General features: G+C 66.6%; 18 protein-coding genes. 9 read left to right on the top strand and 9 right to left on the bottom strand.

The genetic code is table 11. The features are described 5' to 3' along the window. The first annotated feature begins 27 nt into the window (after window positions 1-27). Window positions 28-2238: an acyl-CoA dehydrogenase family protein gene (locus AC1DEM_RS04675; RefSeq protein ID WP_476883349.1), complete on the top strand. Its 2211-nt coding sequence runs from the start codon at window positions 28-30 to the stop codon at window positions 2236-2238. Between the two features lie 75 nt (window positions 2239-2313). Here the strand turns inward: AC1DEM_RS04675 and glgA are convergent, their stop codons facing one another. After that, window positions 2314-3519, bottom strand: coding sequence for a glycogen synthase (glgA, locus tag AC1DEM_RS04670; protein WP_476883348.1), 1206 nt, complete (start codon window positions 3517-3519; stop codon window positions 2314-2316). A gap of 102 nt (window positions 3520-3621) precedes the next feature. Here glgA and glgC point away from each other — a divergent pair, with 102 nt between their 5' ends. The 5 genes from glgC to AC1DEM_RS04645 all read left to right on the top strand — a co-directional run bounded on the left by glgC (window position 3622) and on the right by AC1DEM_RS04645 (window position 8872). After that, window positions 3622-5037 (top strand): glucose-1-phosphate adenylyltransferase, encoded by a 1416-nt coding sequence (gene glgC / locus AC1DEM_RS04665; RefSeq protein ID WP_476883347.1) that lies wholly within the window; start codon window positions 3622-3624, stop codon window positions 5035-5037. Between the two features lie 60 nt (window positions 5038-5097). Next, on the top strand, window positions 5098-6606 hold the full coding sequence (locus tag AC1DEM_RS04660; RefSeq protein WP_476883346.1) for an SDR family NAD(P)-dependent oxidoreductase: 1509 nt from the start codon (window positions 5098-5100) through the stop codon (window positions 6604-6606). A 19-nt stretch (window positions 6607-6625) separates the two neighbouring features. Further along, window positions 6626-7093, top strand: a complete 468-nt coding sequence (locus AC1DEM_RS04655) for a pyridoxamine 5'-phosphate oxidase family protein (RefSeq protein WP_476883345.1) — start codon at window positions 6626-6628, stop codon at window positions 7091-7093. Between the two features lie 47 nt (window positions 7094-7140). Next, window positions 7141-7878 (top strand): VOC family protein, encoded by a 738-nt coding sequence (locus AC1DEM_RS04650; protein WP_476883344.1) that lies wholly within the window; start codon window positions 7141-7143, stop codon window positions 7876-7878. Between the two features lie 262 nt (window positions 7879-8140). Beyond that, the gene (locus AC1DEM_RS04645; RefSeq protein WP_476883343.1) at window positions 8141-8872 is read left to right on the top strand and encodes a response regulator; all 732 of its coding nucleotides are present in this window, start codon (window positions 8141-8143) and stop codon (window positions 8870-8872) included. A 47-nt stretch (window positions 8873-8919) separates the two neighbouring features. Here the strand turns inward: AC1DEM_RS04645 and AC1DEM_RS04640 are convergent, their stop codons facing one another. Beyond that, window positions 8920-10620, bottom strand: a complete 1701-nt coding sequence (locus AC1DEM_RS04640) for a GAF domain-containing sensor histidine kinase (RefSeq protein ID WP_476883342.1) — start codon at window positions 10618-10620, stop codon at window positions 8920-8922. 159 nt (window positions 10621-10779) lie between these two features. On the opposite strand from AC1DEM_RS04640, the gene AC1DEM_RS04635 reads away from it, so the two are divergent. Further along, window positions 10780-11277 carry a pyridoxamine 5'-phosphate oxidase family protein gene (locus AC1DEM_RS04635; RefSeq protein ID WP_476883341.1) on the top strand — a complete coding sequence of 166 codons (498 nt, stop codon included), beginning with the start codon at window positions 10780-10782 and terminating at the stop codon, window positions 11275-11277. Window positions 11278-11381: 104 nt separating this feature from the next. On the opposite strand, the gene AC1DEM_RS04630 is transcribed toward AC1DEM_RS04635, so the two are convergent. Genes AC1DEM_RS04630 through AC1DEM_RS04620 form a run of 3 tightly spaced genes read right to left on the bottom strand, consistent with a single transcriptional unit; the run spans window position 11382 to window position 14744 of the window. After that, a complete protein-coding gene (locus tag AC1DEM_RS04630; RefSeq protein ID WP_476883340.1) occupies window positions 11382-12233 on the bottom strand; it encodes a transglutaminase family protein in 852 nt (283 codons plus the stop codon). Further along, a complete protein-coding gene (locus tag AC1DEM_RS04625) occupies window positions 12230-13156 on the bottom strand; it encodes an alpha-E domain-containing protein (protein WP_090577845.1) in 927 nt (308 codons plus the stop codon). The genes AC1DEM_RS04630 and AC1DEM_RS04625 overlap by 4 nt, the downstream gene beginning before the upstream one ends. Then, window positions 13149-14744 carry a circularly permuted type 2 ATP-grasp protein gene (locus AC1DEM_RS04620; protein WP_476883339.1) on the bottom strand — a complete coding sequence of 532 codons (1596 nt, stop codon included), beginning with the start codon at window positions 14742-14744 and terminating at the stop codon, window positions 13149-13151. The genes AC1DEM_RS04625 and AC1DEM_RS04620 overlap by 8 nt, the downstream gene beginning before the upstream one ends. A 142-nt stretch (window positions 14745-14886) precedes the next feature. On the opposite strand from AC1DEM_RS04620, the gene AC1DEM_RS04615 reads away from it, so the two are divergent. After that, window positions 14887-15897 carry a YeiH family protein gene (locus AC1DEM_RS04615; RefSeq protein ID WP_476883338.1) on the top strand — a complete coding sequence of 337 codons (1011 nt, stop codon included), beginning with the start codon at window positions 14887-14889 and terminating at the stop codon, window positions 15895-15897. A 34-nt stretch (window positions 15898-15931) separates the two neighbouring features. After that, entirely contained in the window at window positions 15932-18559 is a 2628-nt protein-coding gene (gene pepN, locus AC1DEM_RS04610) for an aminopeptidase N (RefSeq protein ID WP_476883337.1), read from the top strand. A gap of 87 nt (window positions 18560-18646) precedes the next feature. Here the strand turns inward: pepN and AC1DEM_RS04605 are convergent, their stop codons facing one another. From AC1DEM_RS04605 to AC1DEM_RS04590, 4 genes are all read right to left on the bottom strand, one after another. Then, complete coding sequence (locus AC1DEM_RS04605; RefSeq protein WP_476883336.1) at window positions 18647-19750, bottom strand: lipoate--protein ligase family protein; 1104 nt, start codon at window positions 19748-19750, stop codon at window positions 18647-18649. 150 nt (window positions 19751-19900) lie between these two features. Continuing rightward, entirely contained in the window at window positions 19901-20158 is a 258-nt protein-coding gene (locus AC1DEM_RS04600; RefSeq protein ID WP_011691973.1) for a type B 50S ribosomal protein L31, read from the bottom strand. A 160-nt stretch (window positions 20159-20318) separates the two neighbouring features. Beyond that, window positions 20319-21128 carry a TrmH family RNA methyltransferase gene (locus AC1DEM_RS04595; RefSeq protein WP_476883335.1) on the bottom strand — a complete coding sequence of 270 codons (810 nt, stop codon included), beginning with the start codon at window positions 21126-21128 and terminating at the stop codon, window positions 20319-20321. A 53-nt stretch (window positions 21129-21181) separates the two neighbouring features. Beyond that, window positions 21182-21967 (bottom strand): sulfite exporter TauE/SafE family protein, encoded by a 786-nt coding sequence (locus tag AC1DEM_RS04590; protein ID WP_476883334.1) that lies wholly within the window; start codon window positions 21965-21967, stop codon window positions 21182-21184. Window positions 21968-21983 lie beyond the last annotated feature (16 nt).

Below are 21983 nucleotides of genomic sequence, written 5' to 3'. Positions count from 1 at the left end.
ATTGTCAGAACCACAGAAGGAAACGACATGACTGAACTAGCCGACCGCACTGAACCAGCCGACCGCAGGACGGGCAACGTGGCTCGCCCCACCACGACGCCGGCAGCGAGGACAACAGCCGGCCGTTCCGGCGCCCAACCCGGTTCCCCCGAGGCGCCCGCCGTCGACGTCCCGGCCCTTGGCGAACAACTGCTCGGCAAGTGGGCGGACATCCGGCTGAAGTCCAGGGCCCTCGCCGGGCTCCCGGAACTGCACAAGATCGAGGGCCTGACCCACACCGAGCATCGCCAACGCGCGTTCGAACAGCTCAGGATCCTGGTGGACAACGGCGCCGTGCACCGCGCATTCCCCACGTCGGTAGGAGGCGCGGATGATCACGGCGGGAACGTGGCCGGTTTCCAGGAGCTGGTCATCGCCGACCCTTCGCTGCAGATCAAAGCCGGAGTCCAGTGGGGCCTGTTCGGCTCCGCAGTGAACCACCTCGGCACCGCCGGACACCACGAGAAGTGGCTGCCCGGCATCATGAGCCTGGACATCCCGGGCTGCTTCGCCATGACCGAGACCGGCCACGGTTCCGACGTGGCCAGCATTGCCACCACCGCCACCTACGACCCCGCCACCGGGGAATTCGTGGTCCACACGCCGTTCCGGGCCGCGTGGAAAGACTACATCGGCAACGCCGCCACCGACGGCCTGGCCGCCGTCGTATTCGCCCAGCTGGTGACAAAGGGCGTCAACCACGGCGTGCACGCGTTCTACATGGACCTCCGGGACCCCGCGACCAAGGAATTCCTGCCGGGCATCGGCGGCGAGGACGACGGCGTAAAGGGCGGACTGAACGGCATCGACAACGGCCGGCTCCACTTCACGAACGTCCGGATCCCCCGCACCAACCTCTTGAACCGCTACGGCGACGTGGACCCTGAAGGCAACTACACCTCCCCCATCGCCAGCCCGGGCCGCCGCTTCTTCACCATGCTCGGCACGTTGGTCCAGGGCCGGGTCTCCCTCGACGGCGCCGCCGTGACGGCGTCGAAACTCGCGCTGAAAACTGCCATCCAGTACGCCACCGAACGCCGCCAGTTCAATGCCTCGTCCCAGACCGACGAGGAAGTCCTGCTGGACTACCAGCGGCACCAGCGCCGGCTCTTCACCCGCCTGGCCACGACGTACGCCGCGAGCTTCGCCAGCGAGCAGCTCCTGCAGAAGTTCGACGACGTCTTCTCCGGCCGCCACGACACAGACCAGGACCGCCAGGACCTCGAGACCCTGGCCGCGGCACTCAAGCCACTCAGCACCTGGCACGCATTGGACACCTTGCAGGAATGCCGCGAGGCCTGCGGAGGCGCCGGATTCCTGATCGAGAACCGTTTCGCGTCGCTTCGCGCCGACCTCGACGTGTACGCCACCTTCGAAGGCGACAACACCGTCCTGTTGCAGCTGGTCGCGAAGCGCCTGCTGGCCGACTACGCCAAGGAATTCCGCACCGTGAACTTCGGCGTACTGGCCCGCTACGTCGTGGGCCAGGCCACCGGTGTCGCGATCCACCGCACCGGACTGCGCGGCGTCGCACAGTTCGTGGCGGACACCGGATCAGTGCAGAAGGCGGCCCTGGCGATCAAAGACGAAGCGAGCCAGCGGACTCTGCTGACGGACCGCGTCCAGACCATGGTCGCGGAGGTGGCCGCAGCCCTCAAGGGCGCGAACAGGCTCCCTCAGCAGCAGGGCGCCGCCTTGTTCAACGCGCATCAGCACGAACTCATCGAAGCCGCCCAGGCTCATGCGGAGCTGCTGCAGTGGGAAGCCTTTACGGAGGCGCTCGGGAAAGTGACAGACCCGGGCACGCACAAGGTCCTGACGTGGCTGCGTGATCTGTTCGGCCTGTCCCTCATCGAGAAGAACCTGTCCTGGTACCTCATGAACGGCAGGCTCTCGATGCAGCGCGGACGCACCGTGGGCGAATACATCAACCGCCTGCTCGTGAAGATCCGCCCGCATGCCCTCGACCTCGTGGATGCCTTCGGATACGGGCCGGAGCACCTCCGCGCTGAGATCTCCACCGGCGCGGAGAAGGTCCGCCAGGACGAGGCCCGGGACTACTTCCGGAAGCAGCGGGCCAGCGGCCAGGCACCCCTGGACGAAAAGATCCTTCTCGCCCGCGCGGCCCAGGCCGCAAAGGCCCACGCCACAAAAGCCACTGGCATTAATGCCCGCAGCACTAATACCCGCAGCGTCTGACCCAGCCGAATACGACGACGGCGCCGCCCCCTCAGCCGGCGCGGCGCGGTCGTCGTACTGCCGTTTGGACGCGGGTCAGGAGTCCTTGTTGAGCACCGAGCGGTAAACCTCGAGCGTAGTCTCCGTGATGGATTCCCACGAGAAGTGCTCCTCGGCCCGGCGCCGGCCGGCTTCGCCCATGGCGCGCGCCCGGGCGGGATCGGACACCACTTCGATGAGGGCCTCGGCGAAGTCGGTGACGAACTTCTCCGGGTCCAAGGGGATGCCGGTGCCGTCCGTGACCTGCTCGATCGGAACAAGCAGTCCGGTCTTGCCGTGCTCGACGACCTCCGGAATACCGCCGGTGGCGCTGGCCACCACGGCAGCGCCGCACGCCATCGCCTCCAGGTTGACGATGCCCAGCGGTTCGTAGATGGACGGGCACGCGAACGCGGTCGCGTGGCTGAGCACCTGGATGACCTCGTTGCGGGGCAGCATCCGCTCGATCAGGATCACGCCGCTGCGCTGGCTCTGGAGTTCCTCGATCAGGCGTGCCGTCTCGGCCGCCAGCTCCGGAGTGTCCGCGGCACCGAGGCACAGCACCAGCTGGACGTCGGCCGGGAGCTTGGCGGCGGCCCGCAGCAGGTACGGTACGCCCTTCTGCCTGGTGTTCCGGCCGACAAAAACAACGCTGGGGCGCTCCGGATCGATCCCGAGCGGACGGATGATGTCATCAGATTCGTCCCGGTTCCACTGGCTGACGTCGATGCCGTTGTGGACCACCTTGACCTTGGCCGGGTCAACGTCCGGATAGCTGCGCAGGATGTCCTGGCGCATCCCTTCCGAGACGGCGATGATGGCGGCAGCGGCCTCGTAGGCGGACTTTTCCACCCACGAGGACACCGCGTATCCGCCACCGAGCTGCTCGGCCTTCCACGGGCGCAGCGGCTCCAGGCTGTGGGCGCTGAGGACATGCGGGATGCCGTGGAGCAGCGACGCGATATGTCCGGCCATGTTGGCATACCAGGTGTGGGAGTGGACCAGGTCCGCGCCGGCTATATCCGGAACGATTCTCAGGTCCACCCCGAGGGTCTGGATAGCGGCGTTTGCTGAGCCCAGGTCTTCGGGCACGGAATACGACGTGACGGTCGCTCCGTGATACCCGGGCTCGCGGGGCGCGCCGAAGGCACGCACCTGAAGGTCCACGCGTTGGGCCAGCACCCTGCTGAGCTCGGCCACGTGGACCCCGGCGCCGCCGTAGATTTCCGGCGGGAATTCTTTGGTCACAATATCTATTCGCACATGCACCAAGGTAGTCGTTACGGTGGAACTGATCTAGTGTGAAGACGTTCGGGCATACCGGACTGTATTGGGGAGTAACGAAGGCGTTCAGGAGCGATCACCATGCCGCATCAAAAGAGAGTTTTGGCAATTGTCCTCGCAGGTGGCGAGGGAAACCGGCTCATGCCGTTGACGGCGGACCGGGCCAAGCCTGGTGTCCCGTTTGCCGGAAGCTACCGGCTTATAGACTTTGCCCTTTCAAATCTTGTCAATTCCCGCTATCTGCAAATTGTGGTGTTGACGCAATATAAGTCCCACAGCCTTGACCGGCACATTTCAGAAACGTGGCGCATGTCCACCCAACTGGGGAACTATGTGGCCTCGGTCCCGGCCCAGCAGCGCGTGGGCAAGAGCTGGTTCCTCGGCAGCGCCAACGCCATCTATCAGTCCCTGAACCTCATTCATGACGCCAATCCCGACATCGTCGTCGTGGTCGGCGCAGACCACGTCTACCGGATGGACTTCTCCCAGATGGTGGCGCAGCACGTCGCCAGCGGGGCCAAAGCCACTGTCGCCGCCGTCCGCCAGCCGCTGCACATGGCGGACCAGTTCGGCGTGATCGAAACGGATGCGGACAATCCGGAGAAGATTGCCGCGTTTGTCGAGAAGCCGTCGTCGACGCCCGGCCTCGCGGCGGACCCCAGCCAGTTCCTGGCATCGATGGGCAACTACGTGTTCGACGCTGACGCCCTGATCGAAGCCCTCCACGTTGACGCCGAGCGGCTCGACACCAAGCACGACATGGGCGGGGACATCATTCCCTATTTCGTGAACCAGGGCGAGGCCGGCGTCTACGACTTCACCCTCAACGACATCCCCGGATCCACCGAGCGGGACCGCACTTACTGGCGCGACGTCGGCACCATCGATTCGTTCTATGATGCCCACATGGACCTGATCTCCCCCGTTCCGGTCTTCAACCTCTACAACTCCGAGTGGCCGATCTACACCCGCCAGACCATCTCCCCGCCGGCCAAGTTTGTCCGCGGGAAGTCCAACACCGTGGGCACGGCACTGGATTCCATCGTGGCCAGCGGCGTCGTCGTCTCCGGCGGCATCGTGGAGGGGTCCGTGCTCTCCAACGACGTCTATGTCAGCACCTCGAGCCGGGTCCTGGACTCGGTCCTGATGGACAAGGTCAATGTCGGCGAAGGCGCAGTCATCAAACGCGCCATCATCGACAAGAACGTCAAGGTTCCGGCCGGGGCCGCGATCGGGCTCGACCCCGAACTGGACCGCGCCCGCGGGTTCAAGGTCACCGATTCCGGGATCACAGTTCTGTCCAAGGGGCAGCTTGTCCCGGATCCCAGCGATGCGGAACGGGCGCTCTCCGCGGCCAACCTGCGCCTGGTCCCCGATGCCGTCCGCACTGCCACGGAAAGCTGGCCCGAACTGCGGGAGTCCGTGGACAAGGTCGCGGACGTGCAGGCCGCCGCAGTCGGCGCGGACGCACCGGCCAAGCAATCGCCCACGGCATAGGCACGCGGGGGCCCGGCACCGCGTCAGGCCGGGCTCCCCGCACCCTGTAAAATTAGGGCAATGAGCTCCCCCGATCTGTCCTCCGATCTTCCCCCTGCCGAGTCTGGTCTCGCCGGGGCCGGCCCTGCCGATCTGACCCCGGAGGAAATCCAGGCCTGCCTGAAGGTCCTGAACACGATCCACGCCTATGACGAGGAGCACCCGGACTACGTTTCAGTGCGCCGCGCCACCGGGAAAATGTTCAAAGCCGTCAAGCGCCACCGGCGGGTCAGCAAACGCGATGAGATCGCCGAAGCGGACCGCGCCGTGATCGCCCAGACGGCGACAGCGGCCCCCGACAGGATCGACGACGAGACGCGAGGCAACAAGCTCGCCACGTCCGCGACCGGGGAGATCGCCGGCCACCTCCTCAGGTCCCGGCCGTGCTACATCTGCAAGCAGCACTACACCCAGGTTGACGCCTTCTATCACCAGCTGTGCCCCGAGTGCGCCATGTTCAGCCACAGCAAACGCGACGCCCGCACCGACCTGACCGGCCGCAGGGCCCTGCTGACCGGCGGCCGGGCCAAGATCGGCATGTACATCGCGCTCCGGCTCCTCCGGGACGGCGCCCACACCACCATCACCACCCGGTTCCCCAAGGACGCCGCCCGCCGCTTCGCCGCCATGGAGGACAGCGCCGACTGGCTGCACCGGCTCCGGATCGTGGGCATCGACCTCCGCGACCCGTCCCAGGTGATGGCCCTGACGGATTCCCTCGACGCCGCGGGGCCGCTGGACATCATCATCAACAACGCGGCCCAGACTGTGCGGCGCTCCGGCAACGCCTACAAGCCCCTCGTCGACGCCGAGGACGAGCCGCTGCCGGCCGCCCTCCAGGCTGCCAACGGCGGCCCGGAGCTCGTCACGTTCGGCCACGCCCACGACAAGCACCCGCTTGCCCTCGCCAGCAGCGTGCTGGACCATCCCGTACTGGCCGGGGACGCAATCACGTCCCTGGCCTTGTCCACGGGTTCCGCGTCGCTGGAACGCATTGCCTCCGGCACCGCAATCGACGCCGGCGGTCTGGTCCCGGACCTCGCTACGATCAACAGCTGGACCCAGGTGCTGGACGAAGTGGATCCGCTGGAAATGCTCGAAGTGCAGCTGTGCAACGTGACGGCTCCGTTCCTGCTGGTCAGCCGGCTGCGCGGCGCCATGAAGCGCTCCACCGCGCGGCGGAAGTACATCGTCAATGTCAGCGCCATGGAAGGCCAGTTCTCCCGCGCCTACAAGGGCCCGGGGCACCCGCACACGAACATGGCCAAGGCCGCGCTGAACATGATGACCCGGACCAGCGCCCAGGAAATGCTCGACGCCGACGGCATCCTCATGACGGCCGTGGACACTGGCTGGATCACGGACGAGCGGCCGCACTACACCAAAGTCCGGCTTATGGAAGAGGGATTCCACGCGCCCTTGGACCTGGTTGACGGCGCTGCCCGCGTGTATGACCCCATCGTGACGGGCGAGTCCGGCGAGGACCAGTACGGCGTCTTCCTGAAGGACTACAAGCCCAGTCCGTGGTGACAGGTGTAACCTGCTCCCCATGGACACCATCACTCCCCCGCCGGACCACTCGCTGACCATCGACCAATGCTGGGAGCTGCTCGATGCCCAAATCGTGGGACGCGTGGCGCTGATCGTGGACAGCCATCCGGAGATCTTCCCGGTGAACTTCGTGCTGGAGCGGCGGACGATTGTCTTCCGCACAGCCGGCGGCACGAAACTGTGGGGCGCCATCACGGGCAAGCCGGTGGCATTCGAGATCGACGGCTACGACGCCCCCGACGAGTCGGCCTGGAGCGTGATGGCGCGCGGCGAAGCCGAACTGATCGAGAACCAGGCGGACAAGGACGCGGCGGACGCCCTGCTCTTGGAACCATGGCAGCCCGGAGACAAACCGTATTACGTGCGTGTAGCTCCCAAGGCGCTGACCGGACGACGCTTCAAGGTCAACCGGCCCGATGTGTGGACCACCCGCCCCTCGGACCAGCGCCGCGCCTCGTTTGAATAATAGGGCTTGCCCCATAGCGGGTGTTACCTGGGGTAGGGTCAGGCGGTATGGCGCTGCGACTTGTTCAGGTGAATTTCAAGGCCCGGGATGACATAGCGCTCGGCCGGTTCTGGGCGGACGCGCTCGGCTGGGGTGTTTCCAGCGAGGGACCCGGCGTGACCAATGTTGAGCCCGTGGTCTTCGCGTGGCCGGACCCCGTCGCCGTCTGCGTCGATGTCGTCACTGTCCCGGACCCCGAAACGGTGAGGTACCGCGCGCATCTCGACCTCGCCAGTAATTCTGCGGCCCATCAGGCGGAGCTGGTGGCGCACCTGTTGAAGCTCGGTGCGACGCCCGCCGACGTGGGCCAAGGTGATGTGCCATGGACGGCTCTGGCCGACCCGGAGGGCAACCTGTTCCGGGTGCTGGAGCCGAGGACGATCTACCGGGACACTGGGCCGATCGGCGCCGTGGTGGTCAACTGTGAGGATCCGCGGGCCATGGCCCGGTTCTGGGCCGAGGCGACGGACTGGACCCTACACGAGGTGAACGACGATCATGCCAGGCTGCGTTCGGCCAAGGGCGTCGGGCCGTATCTGGAGTTCCTTCGCATGCCCGCCCTGAAGACCGTATGTGGTCGTGTCCATCTCGACCTGATGCCGTACCCCGGTGATGATCAAGCGGCAGAGGTTGCCCGGCTGCGGGCTCTGGGCGCCACTGACGCCGACGTCGGCCAGGGCGATGTTCCGTGGGTCTGCCTCGCCGACCCGGAGGGCAACGAGTTCTGCGTCCTCACCCCTGGCTGAAGCGGGCCGCCGTCGGGCCCGGCATGGGGCCAAAAGTCATGCAAGCACACCAGCCCGCGTTCCGATAAGTCCCAGCGCAGCGGCCGGAGGCGGCCCGCTGGGCATAATGACCCTTGTCCGTGGCGCCGCAGTGCACAAGAATGGCAGAGGCTGGGGTAAGTCAATGAACCACAGAATTCAATGAAGCACAGAGTTCAATGAACCACAGAATTCAGAGAACACAGTTTCGAGCGGTCCTGAAAAGCGGCCGGACGGGAGAACCATGATTGCCTGGGCAGACGCAGGTCTCACTGCCGCCGATGGCGTGCAGGCGGTGATCCGCGTCTTTATCCTTGATGACCACGAACTTGTCAGACGGGGGCTGCAGGAACTCCTCGAGGGCGAGGGCTTCGTGGTGGTCGGCAGTTCCGGATCCGCGGTGGAGGCGACCCGCCGGATTCCCGCACTGCACCCCGATGTCTGTGTGCTGGATGCCCGCCTACCGGACGGAACTGGCATTGAGGTCTGCCGGGACGTGCGGTCGGTGGACCCGTCCTTGAACTGCATCATCCTGACGAGCTTCGACGACGAGCAGGCCCTGCGCGGCGCTGTCCTGGCCGGTGCGCGGGGATATGTGCTCAAGGAAATCGGCGGCACGGACCTGATCGGCGCTCTGCGGCGGGCAGCAGCGGGCGAGACCCTCTTTGAAGAAGGCGTCGCCGCCGGCGTCGTGGACAGCCTGGTGGAGGCCGAGGAAGTTGACCCGCGCACCTCATCCCTCACGCCCCAGGAACGCAAGGTCTTGGAGCTGGTGGGCGGCGGACTGACCAATCGGCAAATTGCCGCCGAAATGTTCCTGGCGGAAAAGACCGTCAAGAACTATGTGTCCTCGCTGCTGGCCAAGCTCGGATTCGAACGACGCACCCAGGCTGCTGTCTTCATCGCCAGCCCGGCGTTTCCCGTGGCCTCCGGCGCCACAGCCGGCGACGGGACCCGGCCGCATAGCGTCCGGTAGCGTCCGCGCCCAAATAGCCTCCGACGGCGTCGGCCGGAGGGGCACGGCTAGATGGGCACGGACCATTCCAGGCTGGTACCGGCGTCGGGCGCGCTCGTGATGATGCATTCGCCGTCGAGCATGCGTGCCCGGTCCTCGAGATTGCTCAGCCCATTGCGTTTTCCGGGTTGGGCGAATCCGGCGCCGTTGTCCCTGATCACCACCGTCACCCGGCCCTTGACCACGGCGACCGAAACCGAGATGGTATCCGCCCCGGAGTGCCGGATGGCGTTGCTGAGCCCCTCAGAAACCACAGCCACGACGTTGTCGGCCTTGTCCGGCGTCACAGCATCCACGGGTCCCGTGATGGTCAGGCGCGGCGCGAATGGCATGGATTTCGCCGAACTTCGCGTGACCCGACGGATCCGTCCGCTGAGCAATTCTGTATCGGCGATATTGCTCTTCAGTGAGTAAATGGTGTCGCGCAGGCTGCGGATCGCCTCGTCGAGTTCACCTGTGATGAGGTGGATGCGCTCCCACGCCAAGTCGTCCTTCGTGAACCGGGTGAGGCTCTGCACGCTCAGCCCGGCGGCGAACAGCCGCTGGATGACGAGGTCGTGCAGGTCCCGGGCGATCCTGTCGCGGTCCGTGAAGACCAGGAGCTCCTCGCGGAGGCGGTGCACCCTGGATAGTTCCAAGGCGAGGGCCACGTGGGAGCCGAAGACGGCCCCCATCTCCATGTCGGTCCGGGTGTAGCGGACCGAATCCTTTCTCCGTGCCAGCAGCAGGAGGCCGTGGTGGGCGCCCTGGGTGCTCAGTGCCACTGCCAAGAGAGGCCCGGTGACGCCGGCGTCGACCTCCCCGACCACTTCCGACGCATCGTCGAAAAGCACCGGCTCACCGCCTTCGAGGACACTATCAAGGAGTCCTGATTCCAGGTGCAATGACCTTCCGGAAAACGCCGTGCCCCGCTCCCCGGCAACTCCGATAACGACGTGCGCAACGCCGTTGGCGGCGGGAGCCACCAGCAGGGCGAGATCGGACGCGGACTCCTGGAGCGCCCGGCCGGCAATCGGGTCCAGGCCGCCCGAGGTGTAGTCGCGGTCCGTGCTCAGCATCAGCCCGGAGACGTCCATGCAAGCTTCCAGCCAGCGGGCCCTGCGGCGGGCATCGTCATAAAGCCGGGCATTTTCAATGGCAACACCGGCGGCGGCCGCCAACGCGACGGCCAAGGCCTCGTCCTCGGCGGTGAAGTCTTCCCCGCCTTCTTTTTCCGTGAGGTAGAGGTTCCCGAACGCCACCTCCCGGACCCGGACCGGGACCCCCAGGAAGGACTGCATGGGAGGGTGGTGTGCGGGGAACCCGTAGGCTTCAGCGTGCTTGCTCAGATCATGCAGCCGAAGCGGCCGGGGATCTGTAATCAGGAGGCCGAGGACGCCGTGGCCTGTCGGCAGCGGACCAATCTTCCGCGCCAGTTCGCCGTCGATCCCGACAGTGATGAAGTGGCTCAGCGCGTGGTCATCACCGATGACACCCAGGGCACCAAACCGTGCACGCAACAACCGGCAGGCAGATTCCACCACGCGTTCCAAGACGGCATCCAAGCTCAGGTCCTCGGTCAGGGCCACGACCGCTTCCAACAGGCCCGCCATGCGTTCCTTGGATTGGAGCAGCTCTTCTGCCCGGGCGCCGAACCCCTTCAGCAGTTCCTCAACCACGGGGTTTGGCTCGGATACGGCATGGCCTGAACCTTCACCCGTTGAATGCATGTCATTGCCCCCACTCGCTCCGGCCCGTGTCGACGCTGACCGTCCTATGCCAGAATACAGCGAACCACTCAGGAAAGCCTTAGGCTTCAGGGTTTTAAACCGGCGGCTGGGACCATTTGCCCTAGCCGCCCTCAGCCCCGGCGGCGTACCCTCGCCGTCATGAGTACTGATTCGAGCCCGGGCAGTCACGAGTCCAGGGACCAGGCCCACACGGTGGAAAACCTGGACCACCACGAATGCTGGCAGTTATTGCGTAGCGTCTCGGTCGGCCGGCTGGCGGTCTGGGTGGACGATCACCCCGACATCTTCCCCCTCAACTACAAAGTGGACCACGGCACGCTGGTCTTCCGGACCGCCCAGGGCACCAAGCTGCAGGCGGCCACTGGCGACACGCCGGTGGCGTTGGAGGCCGATGGCGTGGACGCAGGCACTGGAGTCGCCTGGAGTGTCGTGGTCAAGGGCCAGGCCGCGCCGGTGCAGAACCCGCAGGAAGTCATGGACACGGTGGGCCTATTGCTGTTCCCGTGGCAGGCCGGACAAAAGGAACACTTCGTCCGGATCACGCCGGACACCGTCACCGGGCGCCGTTTCAAAGTGGTGCCGCCGCAGACGTGGTGGACTCCGCTGGACGACTCCACCCGCTCCGGCCTCGAATAGACAAACCCCCACAACACAGCTTGCGCTACCAGATCGGGCTGCTCAGGGCAGCCCGATCTGACAGGGCAACTGGTCTGACGGGGCAACTGGGAGCGCGGCGCGGTTTAGGCCAGGCGGGTGATCTCCACGCTGACGCTGAGGGCCGATCCCCCGCCGCCGGACAGGATGCCCTTGAGCGGCGGCACGTCGCGGTAGTCGCGGCCCCGGGCCACAGTGACGTGGAAATCCCCCGCCGGTTTGTGGTTGGTCGGGTCCCAGCTCCGCCAATCGCCGTCCCACCACTCCAGCCACGCATGGGATTGGCCGGCAACTGTCTCGCCGAGATCCGCCGTCGAACGGGGGTGCAGGTAGCCGGAAACGTAGCGGGCCGGGATGCCGCAGCTGCGCAGCGAGCCGATGGCGAGGTGTGCCAGGTCCTGGCAGACGCCTTGGCGCTGGTTCCAGGCTTGCTCGGCGTTGGTGGTGACGCCAGTGGAGCCCCTCATGTAGGTCATTTCGCCCCGCATCCAGGCAAACACTGCCATGGCCGCCTCGTGCGGCGTTTTTCCCTCCACTACCCCGGGAACGATGGCGAGCACCTCGGAGCCCGGCCCGGTCAGCTGGGACTGCGGGATCCAGTCACTGAACTGGTTGAGGGTCTCCGGGGCCGCCAGTACGTCCCACCCGACGATGTCGGCTTCGGCGGCGATTTTCTCGACCCGGTGCACCTCAACGGTGGTGGTGGACAGGACTTCGAGGTGCTCGTGCGGCATCTGCATGTCGAAGGCCGTTACGCGGGTGCCCCAGTAGTCGCGGTAGCTGCTCATGGCCGCCTGCGAGGGCGAGACCTTCATGGAGGACTCCAGGACCACCTGCTGCGGGTCGGTCAGCGGGGTCATCCGGGCCTCGTTGTAGGACAGGGTGACGCGTTTGTTGTACTTGTAGGCCGTCTTGTGGACGATATTTAGCCGGGTCATGAAACTTCTCCCACCCAGGCCAGCTCGTCTGCCTGATTGAAGTACTTACGGGAAATGGCATCCGAGGCCTGCGATACCGCCTTTTGCACACGCTCCATGTGCTCCGGCAGCTCCGACATGAGGTCATCGGTGCGGTGGAACTCCAGGAAGGTGCGGGCCTGGCCGACAATCCTGCGGGCGTCGTTGATGAAGCCGACGCGCTGGGCCGAGGGGTCCAGCTTTGCCAGGCACTCGTCGGCGTCGCGCAGGGCGTAGACGATGGACCGCGGGAACAGCCGGTCCAGGAGCAGGAATTCGGCCGCGTGCTGGTCCCCGAACGCCGCCCGCCGGGTCCGGAGGAAGGATTCGTACGCGCCGGCGCAGCGGAGCATGTTCACCCAGGACATGCCGGCCGAGAGGACATCGCGGGTGGAGAGCATGCGCGCGGTCATGTCGGCCCGCTCCAGGGACCGGCCCAGGACCAGGAACTGCCAGCTCTCATCATGGCTGACGGTGGTGTCGGCCAGGCCGCTGACCATGGCGGTGCGTTCCAGGACCCAGTTGCAGAACCGGTAGGTGCCCACCACGTCCTTGCGGTGCTGGTTCAGCCCGTAGTAGGTCGTGTTCAGGCTCTCCCAGAGTCCGGAGGAGACGGTCTCGCGGGCGCGGCGGGCGTTTTCCCGGGCCGCGCCGAGGGAACCGGCAATGGACGTGGCGCTCTGCTTGTCGTAAGCGAGGGCGTTGAGCAGTTCGGGCAGGCCGAAATCCTCATTCTGCGCACGGGCACCCATGACGGCGAGGAGTTCCTGCGCGACGCTGCGCTGTTCCTCCATGGGCAGATGGTTGAGCCGCTCGAGGTGGACGTCGAGGATCCGGGCGGTGCCGTCGGCCCGTTCCACGTAGCGGCCGATCCAAAACAGTGACTCGGCAATACGGCTAAGCATTCGCGGTTACCTCCTGCGCGTCAGAAATCTGCTGTTGCTGCTGCTCTTTTTGGCTGTCGCGCCAGTTGCTCTCCACCGGCCAGACCGAAACCCGCTCACGGACTGCGATGGTGGGCCGCGGGATCACTTCGACGGGAACCTGCGGGGAATCGGCCAGGACCCAAGTGTCCTTCGAGCCGCCACCCTGGCTGGAATTGACGATCAGCGAGCCCTCTTTGAGCGCCACGCGAGTCAGTCCACCGGGGAGAACCCAGACGTCCTCACCGTCGTTGACGGCGAACGGGCGCAGGTCCACGTGCCGGGGGCCGAACTTGTCGCCGCTGAGTGTGGGCACGGTGGACAGCTGCAGGACCGGCTGCGCGATCCAGCCGCGGGGGTCGGCGACGACGCGCTTGCGCAGCGCCTCAAGTTCGTCCCTGGATGCGTCCGGGCCGATCACCAGGCCCTTGCCGCCGGAACCGTCAACGGGCTTGACCACGAGCTCGGCCAGGTTGTCCAGGACGTATTCCCGGGCTTCCTTCTCTTCGAGCCGGAACGTGTCCACGTTGGCGATCATGGGCTCTTCGTTCAGGTAGTACCGGATGAGGTCGGGCACGTAGCTGTAGACCAGCTTGTCATCGGCGACGCCGTTGCCCACGGCGTTTGCGATCGTGACGCCGCCGGCGCGGGCAGCGTTGACCAGGCCGGGGCAGCCAAGCATGGAGTCGGCGCGGAACTGCAGCGGGTCCAGGAATTCATCGTCAATGCGTTTGTAGATGACATCCACGCGCTGTTCACCGGCCGTGGTGCGCATGTAAACCCGGTTGCCGCGGCAGATGAGGTCGCGGCCCTCCACGAGTTCGACACCCATCAGGCCGGCGAGCAGCGTGTGCTCGAAGTAGGCGCTGTTGAACACGCCGGGAGTCAGAACCACCACGGTGGGATCGTCGACGCCGGACGGCGCCGTCTTCCGCAAGGCTGACAAGAGCCGGCGGGGGTACTCCTCGACCGGGCGGATGAGCTGCTGCCCGAAGGCCTCGGGCAGGCCCTTAGCCATAGCCCGGCGGTTTTCGAGGACGTAGCTGACGCCGGAGGGCACGCGGACGTTGTCCTCCAGGACGCGGAACGTGCCCGCGGCGTCGCGGACGACGTCGATTCCGGATATGTGGACGCGGACCCCGCCGGCCGGCTCAAAACCGTGCACCTGGCGGTGGAAGTGCGCGCTGGTCGTGACGAGCTGGCGCGGGATGACGCCGTCGGACACCACCGTCATCTTGTCGTAGACGTCGTTGAGGAAGGCTTCCAGGGCACGGACGCGCTGGGCCACACCGCGTTCCAGAACGCTCCACTCATCGGCGGGGATCACCCGGGGAACGATGTCGAGGGGGAAGGGCCGCTCCTCGCCGGCGAAGTCGAACGTCACGCCGCGGTCCAGGAAGGTCCGCGCCATGGAATCGGCGCGGGCACTGACGTCAGCCAACGAGAGTTCACGCAGGGCCAAGGCCACCTGCCCGTAGGACTTCCGGGCCTGCTGGCCGGGGGCAAACATCTCGTCGTAGGCGCCGCTTCGGCCGGCGGCCTCGGAGTAATCCTGGAATAGGTCAGACATGGTCACTAGCCAACCACCTTTTCGTTACGAAATCATTTCGACAGCCCGCGGCACTGCGCACAGGGAGGGGCGTGTAGCCCGGGGCCGACTGCCGGGATGGCCGGGGTTAAGGTTTTCCGGCCGGGTACGGCAATGTAGGGGCGTGCCCCCCAAGAATTCCGCGGCCGCGGCCGCACCCGGCCTGATCGGCGCCGCAGTTGCCGTTGCCCTCGCCGTCGCTGTCCATCTGTTGCTCCCTGCGCTGCCGGCGATGACCCTGGCCGTGCTCCTCGGGCTCCTCGCCGCAAACCTGCCCGGAGTGGCGGGGTGGACCGCGGGGCCGGCGCGTCCCGGGCTCGATTTCGCCGGCAAGCACCTCATGCGGGCCGGGATCGTGGTGCTGGGCCTAAAGGTCAGCCTCGGCGATGTGCTGGGCCTGGGCTGGGTGGCGCTGCTGCTCGTGACGGCCGTGGTGCTGGCCGCCTTCGCCGGCACGTACGGCATCAGCAGGCTCTTCCGGCTTCCTCCCCGCGTGGCGCTGCTGGTGGCCACCGGGTTCGCCATCTGCGGCGCCTCCGCGATCGGGGCGATGGCCGCCGTGCGCAGAATCCGGCAGGAGGAAACCGTGCTGCCGGTGGCGCTCGTGACCCTGTGCGGAACGCTGGCGATCGGGGTACTGCCCCTGCTCGCGCGGCCGCTGGGCCTGGGCCCGGAGCTCTTCGGGGCGTGGACCGGGGCCTCGGTGCACGACGTCGGGCAGGTGGTCGCCACCGCCCAGACCGCGGGCCCCGCGGCCCTGGCCATCGCCGTCGTCGTCAAACTCACCCGGGTGATCCTGCTGGCGCCAATGGTCGCCGTCGCAGGGTTCCACCACCGGATGGGGACCCCTGCCGACGGCGCCAAACGCCCGCCGGTGATCCCGCTGTTCGTCATCGGATTCGTGGCGCTGGCGGCCCTGCGCACCACCGGGTGGCTCTCCCCCACAATCCTGGACGCGGCCGCCGCCCTCCAGGACGCGCTGCTGGGCATGGCGTTGTTCGGCCTGGGTTCCGCCGTCCGCGTGGGGCAGCTGCTGCACACCGGTGCTCGCGCGCTGCTGGCCGCGCTGGCGTCCTGGCTGCTGATCGCCCTGTTGGGCCTGGCGGCCGCCTGCCTGATGTTTCCGCCCGCGTGATCCGGCGCACACGCTCCCGTGATTAGATAGCTGGGTGTCAAACCAAAATCTGCGCCGCGACGAGGCCGCGGCCCGTGCCGCCCTCATCACCACACACAGCTACGACGTCTCCCTCGACGTCCGGCAGGCCGCCGACCCGAACATCGCAGGCTACACAAGCCGCAGCGTCATCTCCTTCTCGGCCAGCGAACCCGGGGCATCGACCTTCGTGGATTTCATCGCGGACAGCGTGCACAGCGTCTTCCTCAACGGCAAGGGCCTCCCGGTAGCCGACGTCGTGGACGGTTCCCGGATCCGGCTCGAGAACCTGCAGCCGGAGAACCAGGTCACCATCACCGGCACAGCGCTGTACAGCACATCCGGTGAGGGCATGCACCGTTTCGTCGATCCCGCGGACGGGCAGTGCTACCTTTACACGCAGTACGAACCCGCCGACGCCCGCCGGGTGTTCGCGAACTTTGAGCAACCCGATCTGAAGGCCGAGTTCACGTTCCACGTCTTGGCCCCCTCCGACTGGCAGGTGTCCTCCAACGGCGTCGAGGTGCTGCGCACCCAGCTGACGTCCGATCCCGCCACGAGCCGCTGGGACTTCGCCCCCACCAAGGCAATGTCCACCTACATCACCACGGTCCTGGCCGGACCGTACTTCAAGGCCGAGGACGCCTGGAGCGGCACACTGGTCGACGGCACGGTCCTGGACGTGCCGCTGGCACTCTACTGCCGCGCCTCCATGGCCGCGTCCTTCGACGCCGAAGCGCTGTTCAGCCTCACCAAGAACGGGCTGGCCTACTTCAACGAGCTCTTCGATTACCCCTACCCGTGGGGCAAATACGAACAGGCCTTCGTGCCTGAGTACAACCTCGGCGCCATGGAAAACCCTGGCTTGGTGACCTTCACCGAAAGCTACGTCTTCACCTCCCGGGCCGCCGATTCGCAGTACCAGGCCCGGGCCAACACGCTCCTGCACGAGATGGCGCACATGTGGTTTGGCGATCTCGTCACCATGAAGTGGTGGGATGATTTGTGGCTCAAGGAATCCTTCGCCGACTACATGGGCACCCTCGGCGTGGACCGGACCACGGACTGGGACACGGCTTGGGTGAACTTCGCCAACAACCGCAAGGCATGGGCCTACGTCCAGGACCAGCTGCCCACCACGCACCCCATCGTTGCCGACATCCCGGACCTGGAAGCCGCGAAGCAGAACTTTGACGGCATCACCTACGCCAAGGGCGCCTCGGTGCTCAAGCAGCTGGTGGCCTACGTCGGGTTCGAGGCCTTCATTGCCGGTTCCCGCCGGTACTTCCGGGACCACGCCTACGGCAACACCACGCTCGCCGAGCTCTTGGCGGCACTCAGCGCGGCATCCGGCCGCGACCTCGGCGAATGGGCCCGCCAATGGCTCCAGACCTCCGGCATCTCTACCCTCTCCTGTGAGATCACCGGGCACGGGGACGCGCTCGGCGCCGTCGCTGTCCTGCAGGACGCCGTGGATCCCACCACCGGCAGGCAGGAGCCCCGGCCGCACCGGCTCCGGATAGGCCTCTACGACTTTGACGACGCCGGCGCACTGGTCCGCACAGACAGCGTCGAGACCGATGTCAGCGGCGCCCGAACCGACGTGACCGGCCTGGCCGGCAAACCACGGCCCGCCCTGCTGCTGGTCAACGACGACGACCTCAGCTACGCCAAGGTCCGGCTCGACCCGCACTCCGAGGCCACAGTGCGCGGATCCCTGGACAAGCTGAACGATCCCATGGCGCGGGCGCTGTGCTGGACTGCACTATGGGATTCGGCCCGCGACGCCGTCACCCCGGCTTCCCGCTATGTCGACGCCGTCCAGCGTTTCGGCCCCGCGGAAACGGGAATCGGCGTCCTGCTCAACGTGCTGGGCAACGCCTCGACGGCGGTCGAACGCTATGTCCCCCGGGGCCAGCGGGACGCCGTGCGCCGCGGCTTCCTGACCACGGCCGCCGAACAGCTGCAGGCCGCCGCGCCGGGCTCCGACCAGCAGCTGGCCTGGGCCCGAACACTGGCCGCCACCAGCCGCTATGACGCCGGCCGCCTGGACCTGCTCCGGGGCATCCTGGACGGCAGCACCGTGATCGAGGGCCTGGCGGTGGACGCCGAACTGCGCTGGAATCTCTGGCACGGCCTGGCAGCCAACGGCCAGGCCACACCGGAGCAGATGGTCCAGGAGCTCGCCCGGGACAACACGGCGGCCGGCAAATCCGGGCATGCCACGGCCCTGGCCGCCCGCCCGGAGGCATCCGTCAAGGCCGCAGCGTGGGAGGCAGCCGTCCACGGCACGGGGCTGTCCAACCAGCTCCTGAGCGCCACCATCGCCGGGTTCAACACTGGTGCGGCCTCGCTATTGGCCGGATTCATCGACCCGTACTTCGAATCCCTCGAGCAGGTCTGGGCGGACCGGAGCATCGAGATCGCCAGCCGGATTGTCCGCGGCTTCTATCCCGCGGGCCAAGACCTGGACGGCCACGGCGGTACCCCCGAGACCCACGCCGTGATTGTCCGCACGGACCACTGGCTGGCCGACCACCCCGACGCGCCCCGCGCGCTGCGCCGGATCATCATTGAGCAGCGCAGCCACCTGCACCGATCCCTGAAGGCGCAGGCGCTGACGGCGCCGGCCCTCGGCGCATAAGGGGCCTGGGCGCTCGATGCCGGGAACGCGGCGCCGGCCGCCTGGGCCGGGTTGTAAAGGACACGGGTTGTAAAGGAACTTGGGCAGTTAAGGAACCCGGTGCAGCCACTCCGTGGTGCCGAACTTGGTCTCCACCCGGCGCCGGGCGGCCTCCAGCTCGGCATCGGTGAGGACGGACGGTGTCGCGTCGTAGCGTTCGGCGAAGACGTCCATCATGGCTGCGACGATCTCGGCCCGGGCCATGCCGGTCTGGCGGCGGAGCGGATCCACGCGTTTCTTGGCGCTCATGGTGCCCTTGTCGGACAGCTTCTCCTTGCCGATGCGCAGCACCTCGACCATTTTCTCGGCGTCGATGTCGTAGCTCATGGTGACGTGGTGGAGCATTCCTCCGTTGGCGAGCCGCTTCTGGGCCGCCCCGCCGATCTTTCCGTGCTCCGTGGCGATGTCATTGAGCGGCACGTAGAAGGCGCTGATGCCGACCTTTTCCAAGGCCGCCATCACCCAGGCGTCCAGGAAGCGGTAGGAGTCCGCGAAGCTGATGCCGTCCACGAGGGTCTGCGGCAGGTAGAGCGAGTAGGTGATGCAGTTTCCGGCCTCCATGAACATCGCTCCCCCGCCGCTGATCCGCCGGACCACGCTGATGCCGTGCCGGGCCACGCCCTCGGGGTGGAGTTCGTTGCGGAAGGACTGGAAGCTGCCGATTACCACGGACGGTTCCTCCCAGTCCCAGAACCGCAGGGTGGGGTTGCGCCGGCCGGCGCCGACTTCCTCGGTCAGGACCTCATCCAGGGCGACGTTGACGTGGGTGGGCAGGACCGATGGGGCGATGATGTTCCAGTGGTGGTCCGCCCAGCCGGTCGCCTTCGCGAAGGCGCGGCGGACGGTGACCGCGACGGCGTCAGCGGAAAAGCCGAACAGCACGGTGCCTTCGGGCAGGGCCGCTGTCACCGCGTCCGCGATGTCGGCGGCGCTGGTGTCGACGGGCAGCCCCGTGAGGGCCCGGTTGATCTCCGGCAGCGCCTCGTCCGGTTCCAGGAAGAAGTCCCCGCTCAGCGAGACGTTGGCCAGTAAGCCGTCCACGACGTCGAAATCGGCGACCACGAGTTTGCCGCCCGGAACCTTGTACTCGCCGTGGTGACGGCCGCCGTCGTCGTCAGTGCTGGGGGCGGTGGCCACGGGATGGGATGTCATGACATCCATCCTGCCGCATGCATCCGGGAACCCGCGAAACCGGCAACCCCATATGAAACCGGCACCCCGGTAATCCGGAACGCCAGCAGAGACGCAAAAAGCCCGCACCGTTGCCGGTGCGGGCTCTCCATCAGACCTTGGGGAAGAAAGTTACTTCTTGCCGCCGAAGCCCTTGAAGCGAGCGTTGAAGCGCTCGACGCGGCCTGCGGAGTCCATGATGCGCTGCTTGCCCGTGTAGAACGGGTGCGACTCAGAGGAGATTTCGACGTCGATGACCGGGTAGGTGTTTCCGTCTTCCCACTCGATGGTCTTCTTGGAAGACACGGTGGACTTGGTCAGGAACTTGACGCCGGAAGCCAGGTCGTTGAAAACAACAGCTTCGTACTTCGGGTGAGTATTAGACTTCATAATTGGACCTTTGTTCGCACAACTGGATTTTGCCAGTTGCCAGGTATGAATGGGATGGCCGGCGGATATCACCGGACGGCCAGCTATCAATCATAGCCGATAGCCGGACCACTGACGAACACCATTGGCGCACGTCAGCGCGGCGAAGCTCTTGTTCGCCCTAGTCCTTTGGACGGAGCTCCCAGAACGCCACCGCCGACGCCGCGGCGACGTTAAGCGAGTCCACGCCCGGGCGCATCGGGATCTTCACGGCGAGGTCGACGGCGGCCAGGGTCCCGGCGCTCATGCCCGCGCCTTCCGTGCCCAGCACCAGGGCCAGCCGCTCCGGGCGCCGGGCCGCGAGCACGTCGAGGTCCACAGCGTCTTCCGTCAGCTCCATGGCAGCCACGGTGAAGCCCTGTTCCTGAAGCGCAGCCAGGCCACCGGCCCAGTCCTCCAACCGGGCCCACGGCACCTGGAACACGGTCCCCATGCTGACCCGGACGCTCCGGCGGTAGAGCGGATCCCCGCAGCGCGGCGAGACCAGAACGGCGTCCATGCCCAGGGCCGCGGCCGAGCGGAAGATGGCACCGACGTTCGTGTGGTCCACGATGTCCTCGAGTACGGCAACCCGACGGGCCCCGGCGAGCAGTTTCGCCAGCGGCACGGGGCCGGGCCGGTGCATGGCGGCCATGGCGCCGCGGTGCAGGTGAAAGCCGGTAATTTCCTCCAGCAGCGCCGCGGAGCCAATATACGCCGGGACGTTCGGGTACTGCTCAAAGACATCCGCCAGGTCCTCGGCCCACTTCTCGGCAAGGAAGAAGGACCGGGGCCGGTGGCCCGCGGCCAGCGCCCGGCGCAGGACCCGGGAGGATTCGGCGATGTACAGGCCCTCGGCGGGTTCCCGGACTTTGCGCAGGTGCACGTCGGTGAGCTGCGTGTAGTCGGAGACCCGCGGGTCGTCGGCGGATTCGAGATAGTGAAAGGTCACGGGCAGGTCATTTCAGCTGGTTCATTTCAGCGGGGATTTTTGAATCAACGTGGTTATTTGAACAGGTTGGCGATCATGAATCCCAGTGCCACCAGGCCCAGGACGAAGATGACCCCGCGCAGGACCGCCGGGGAGAGCCGGCGGCCCACCTTGGAGCCGATCACGCCGCCGATCAGGGAGCTCACGGCGATCAGTCCGACCACGCCCCAGTCGATCCGGTCGAAGGCGAACAGGAGGTAGGAGCAGGCCGCGACCACGTTCACGCCCAGCACCAGGAAGTTCTTCATCGCGTTGGCGTTCTGGATGGTCCCGGTCATGAATACGCCCAGGATGCCGACTAACAGGATGCCCTGGGCCGCGACGAAGTAGCCGCCATAGACGCCGGCCAGGTAGACAAGCACCATCAGCAGGACACCGTGCCGCCGGTCCCGGATGGCGTGCTCAGGGTTTTCCTCGCGGTTCTTCACCCACCGCTGGAGCCGCGGCTGGAAGACCACCATCAGCAGGGCCAGCACGATCAGGACGGGGGCGGCGTAGTAGAAGACCTGTTCGGGCAGGTGGAGTAGCAGGTACGCGCCGGTGACGGCGCCCAGCAGCGAGGCCGGAAGGAGCCGGAGCAGCTGCTTGCCGCGGCCTTCGAGTTCCTTCCGGTAGCCCCAGGCGCCGGTGGCGTTGCCGGCCACGAGCCCCATGGCGTTGCTGATGGAGGCCGTGACCGGGGCGTAGCCCAGGGCGATCAGCACCGGGAACGTGACCAGGGTGCCGGACCCGACGACGCTGTTGATGGTGCCCGCCCACAGTCCGGCGAAGAAAATGAAGGCGCTATTGAGGAACTCCACGCGGGGTCAGCGGACC

Source organism: Arthrobacter sp. 05T420, assembly GCF_056396305.1.
Note: the sequence above shows the minus strand (reverse complement) of the source record. Positions and strands in the feature narration are given on the sequence as shown.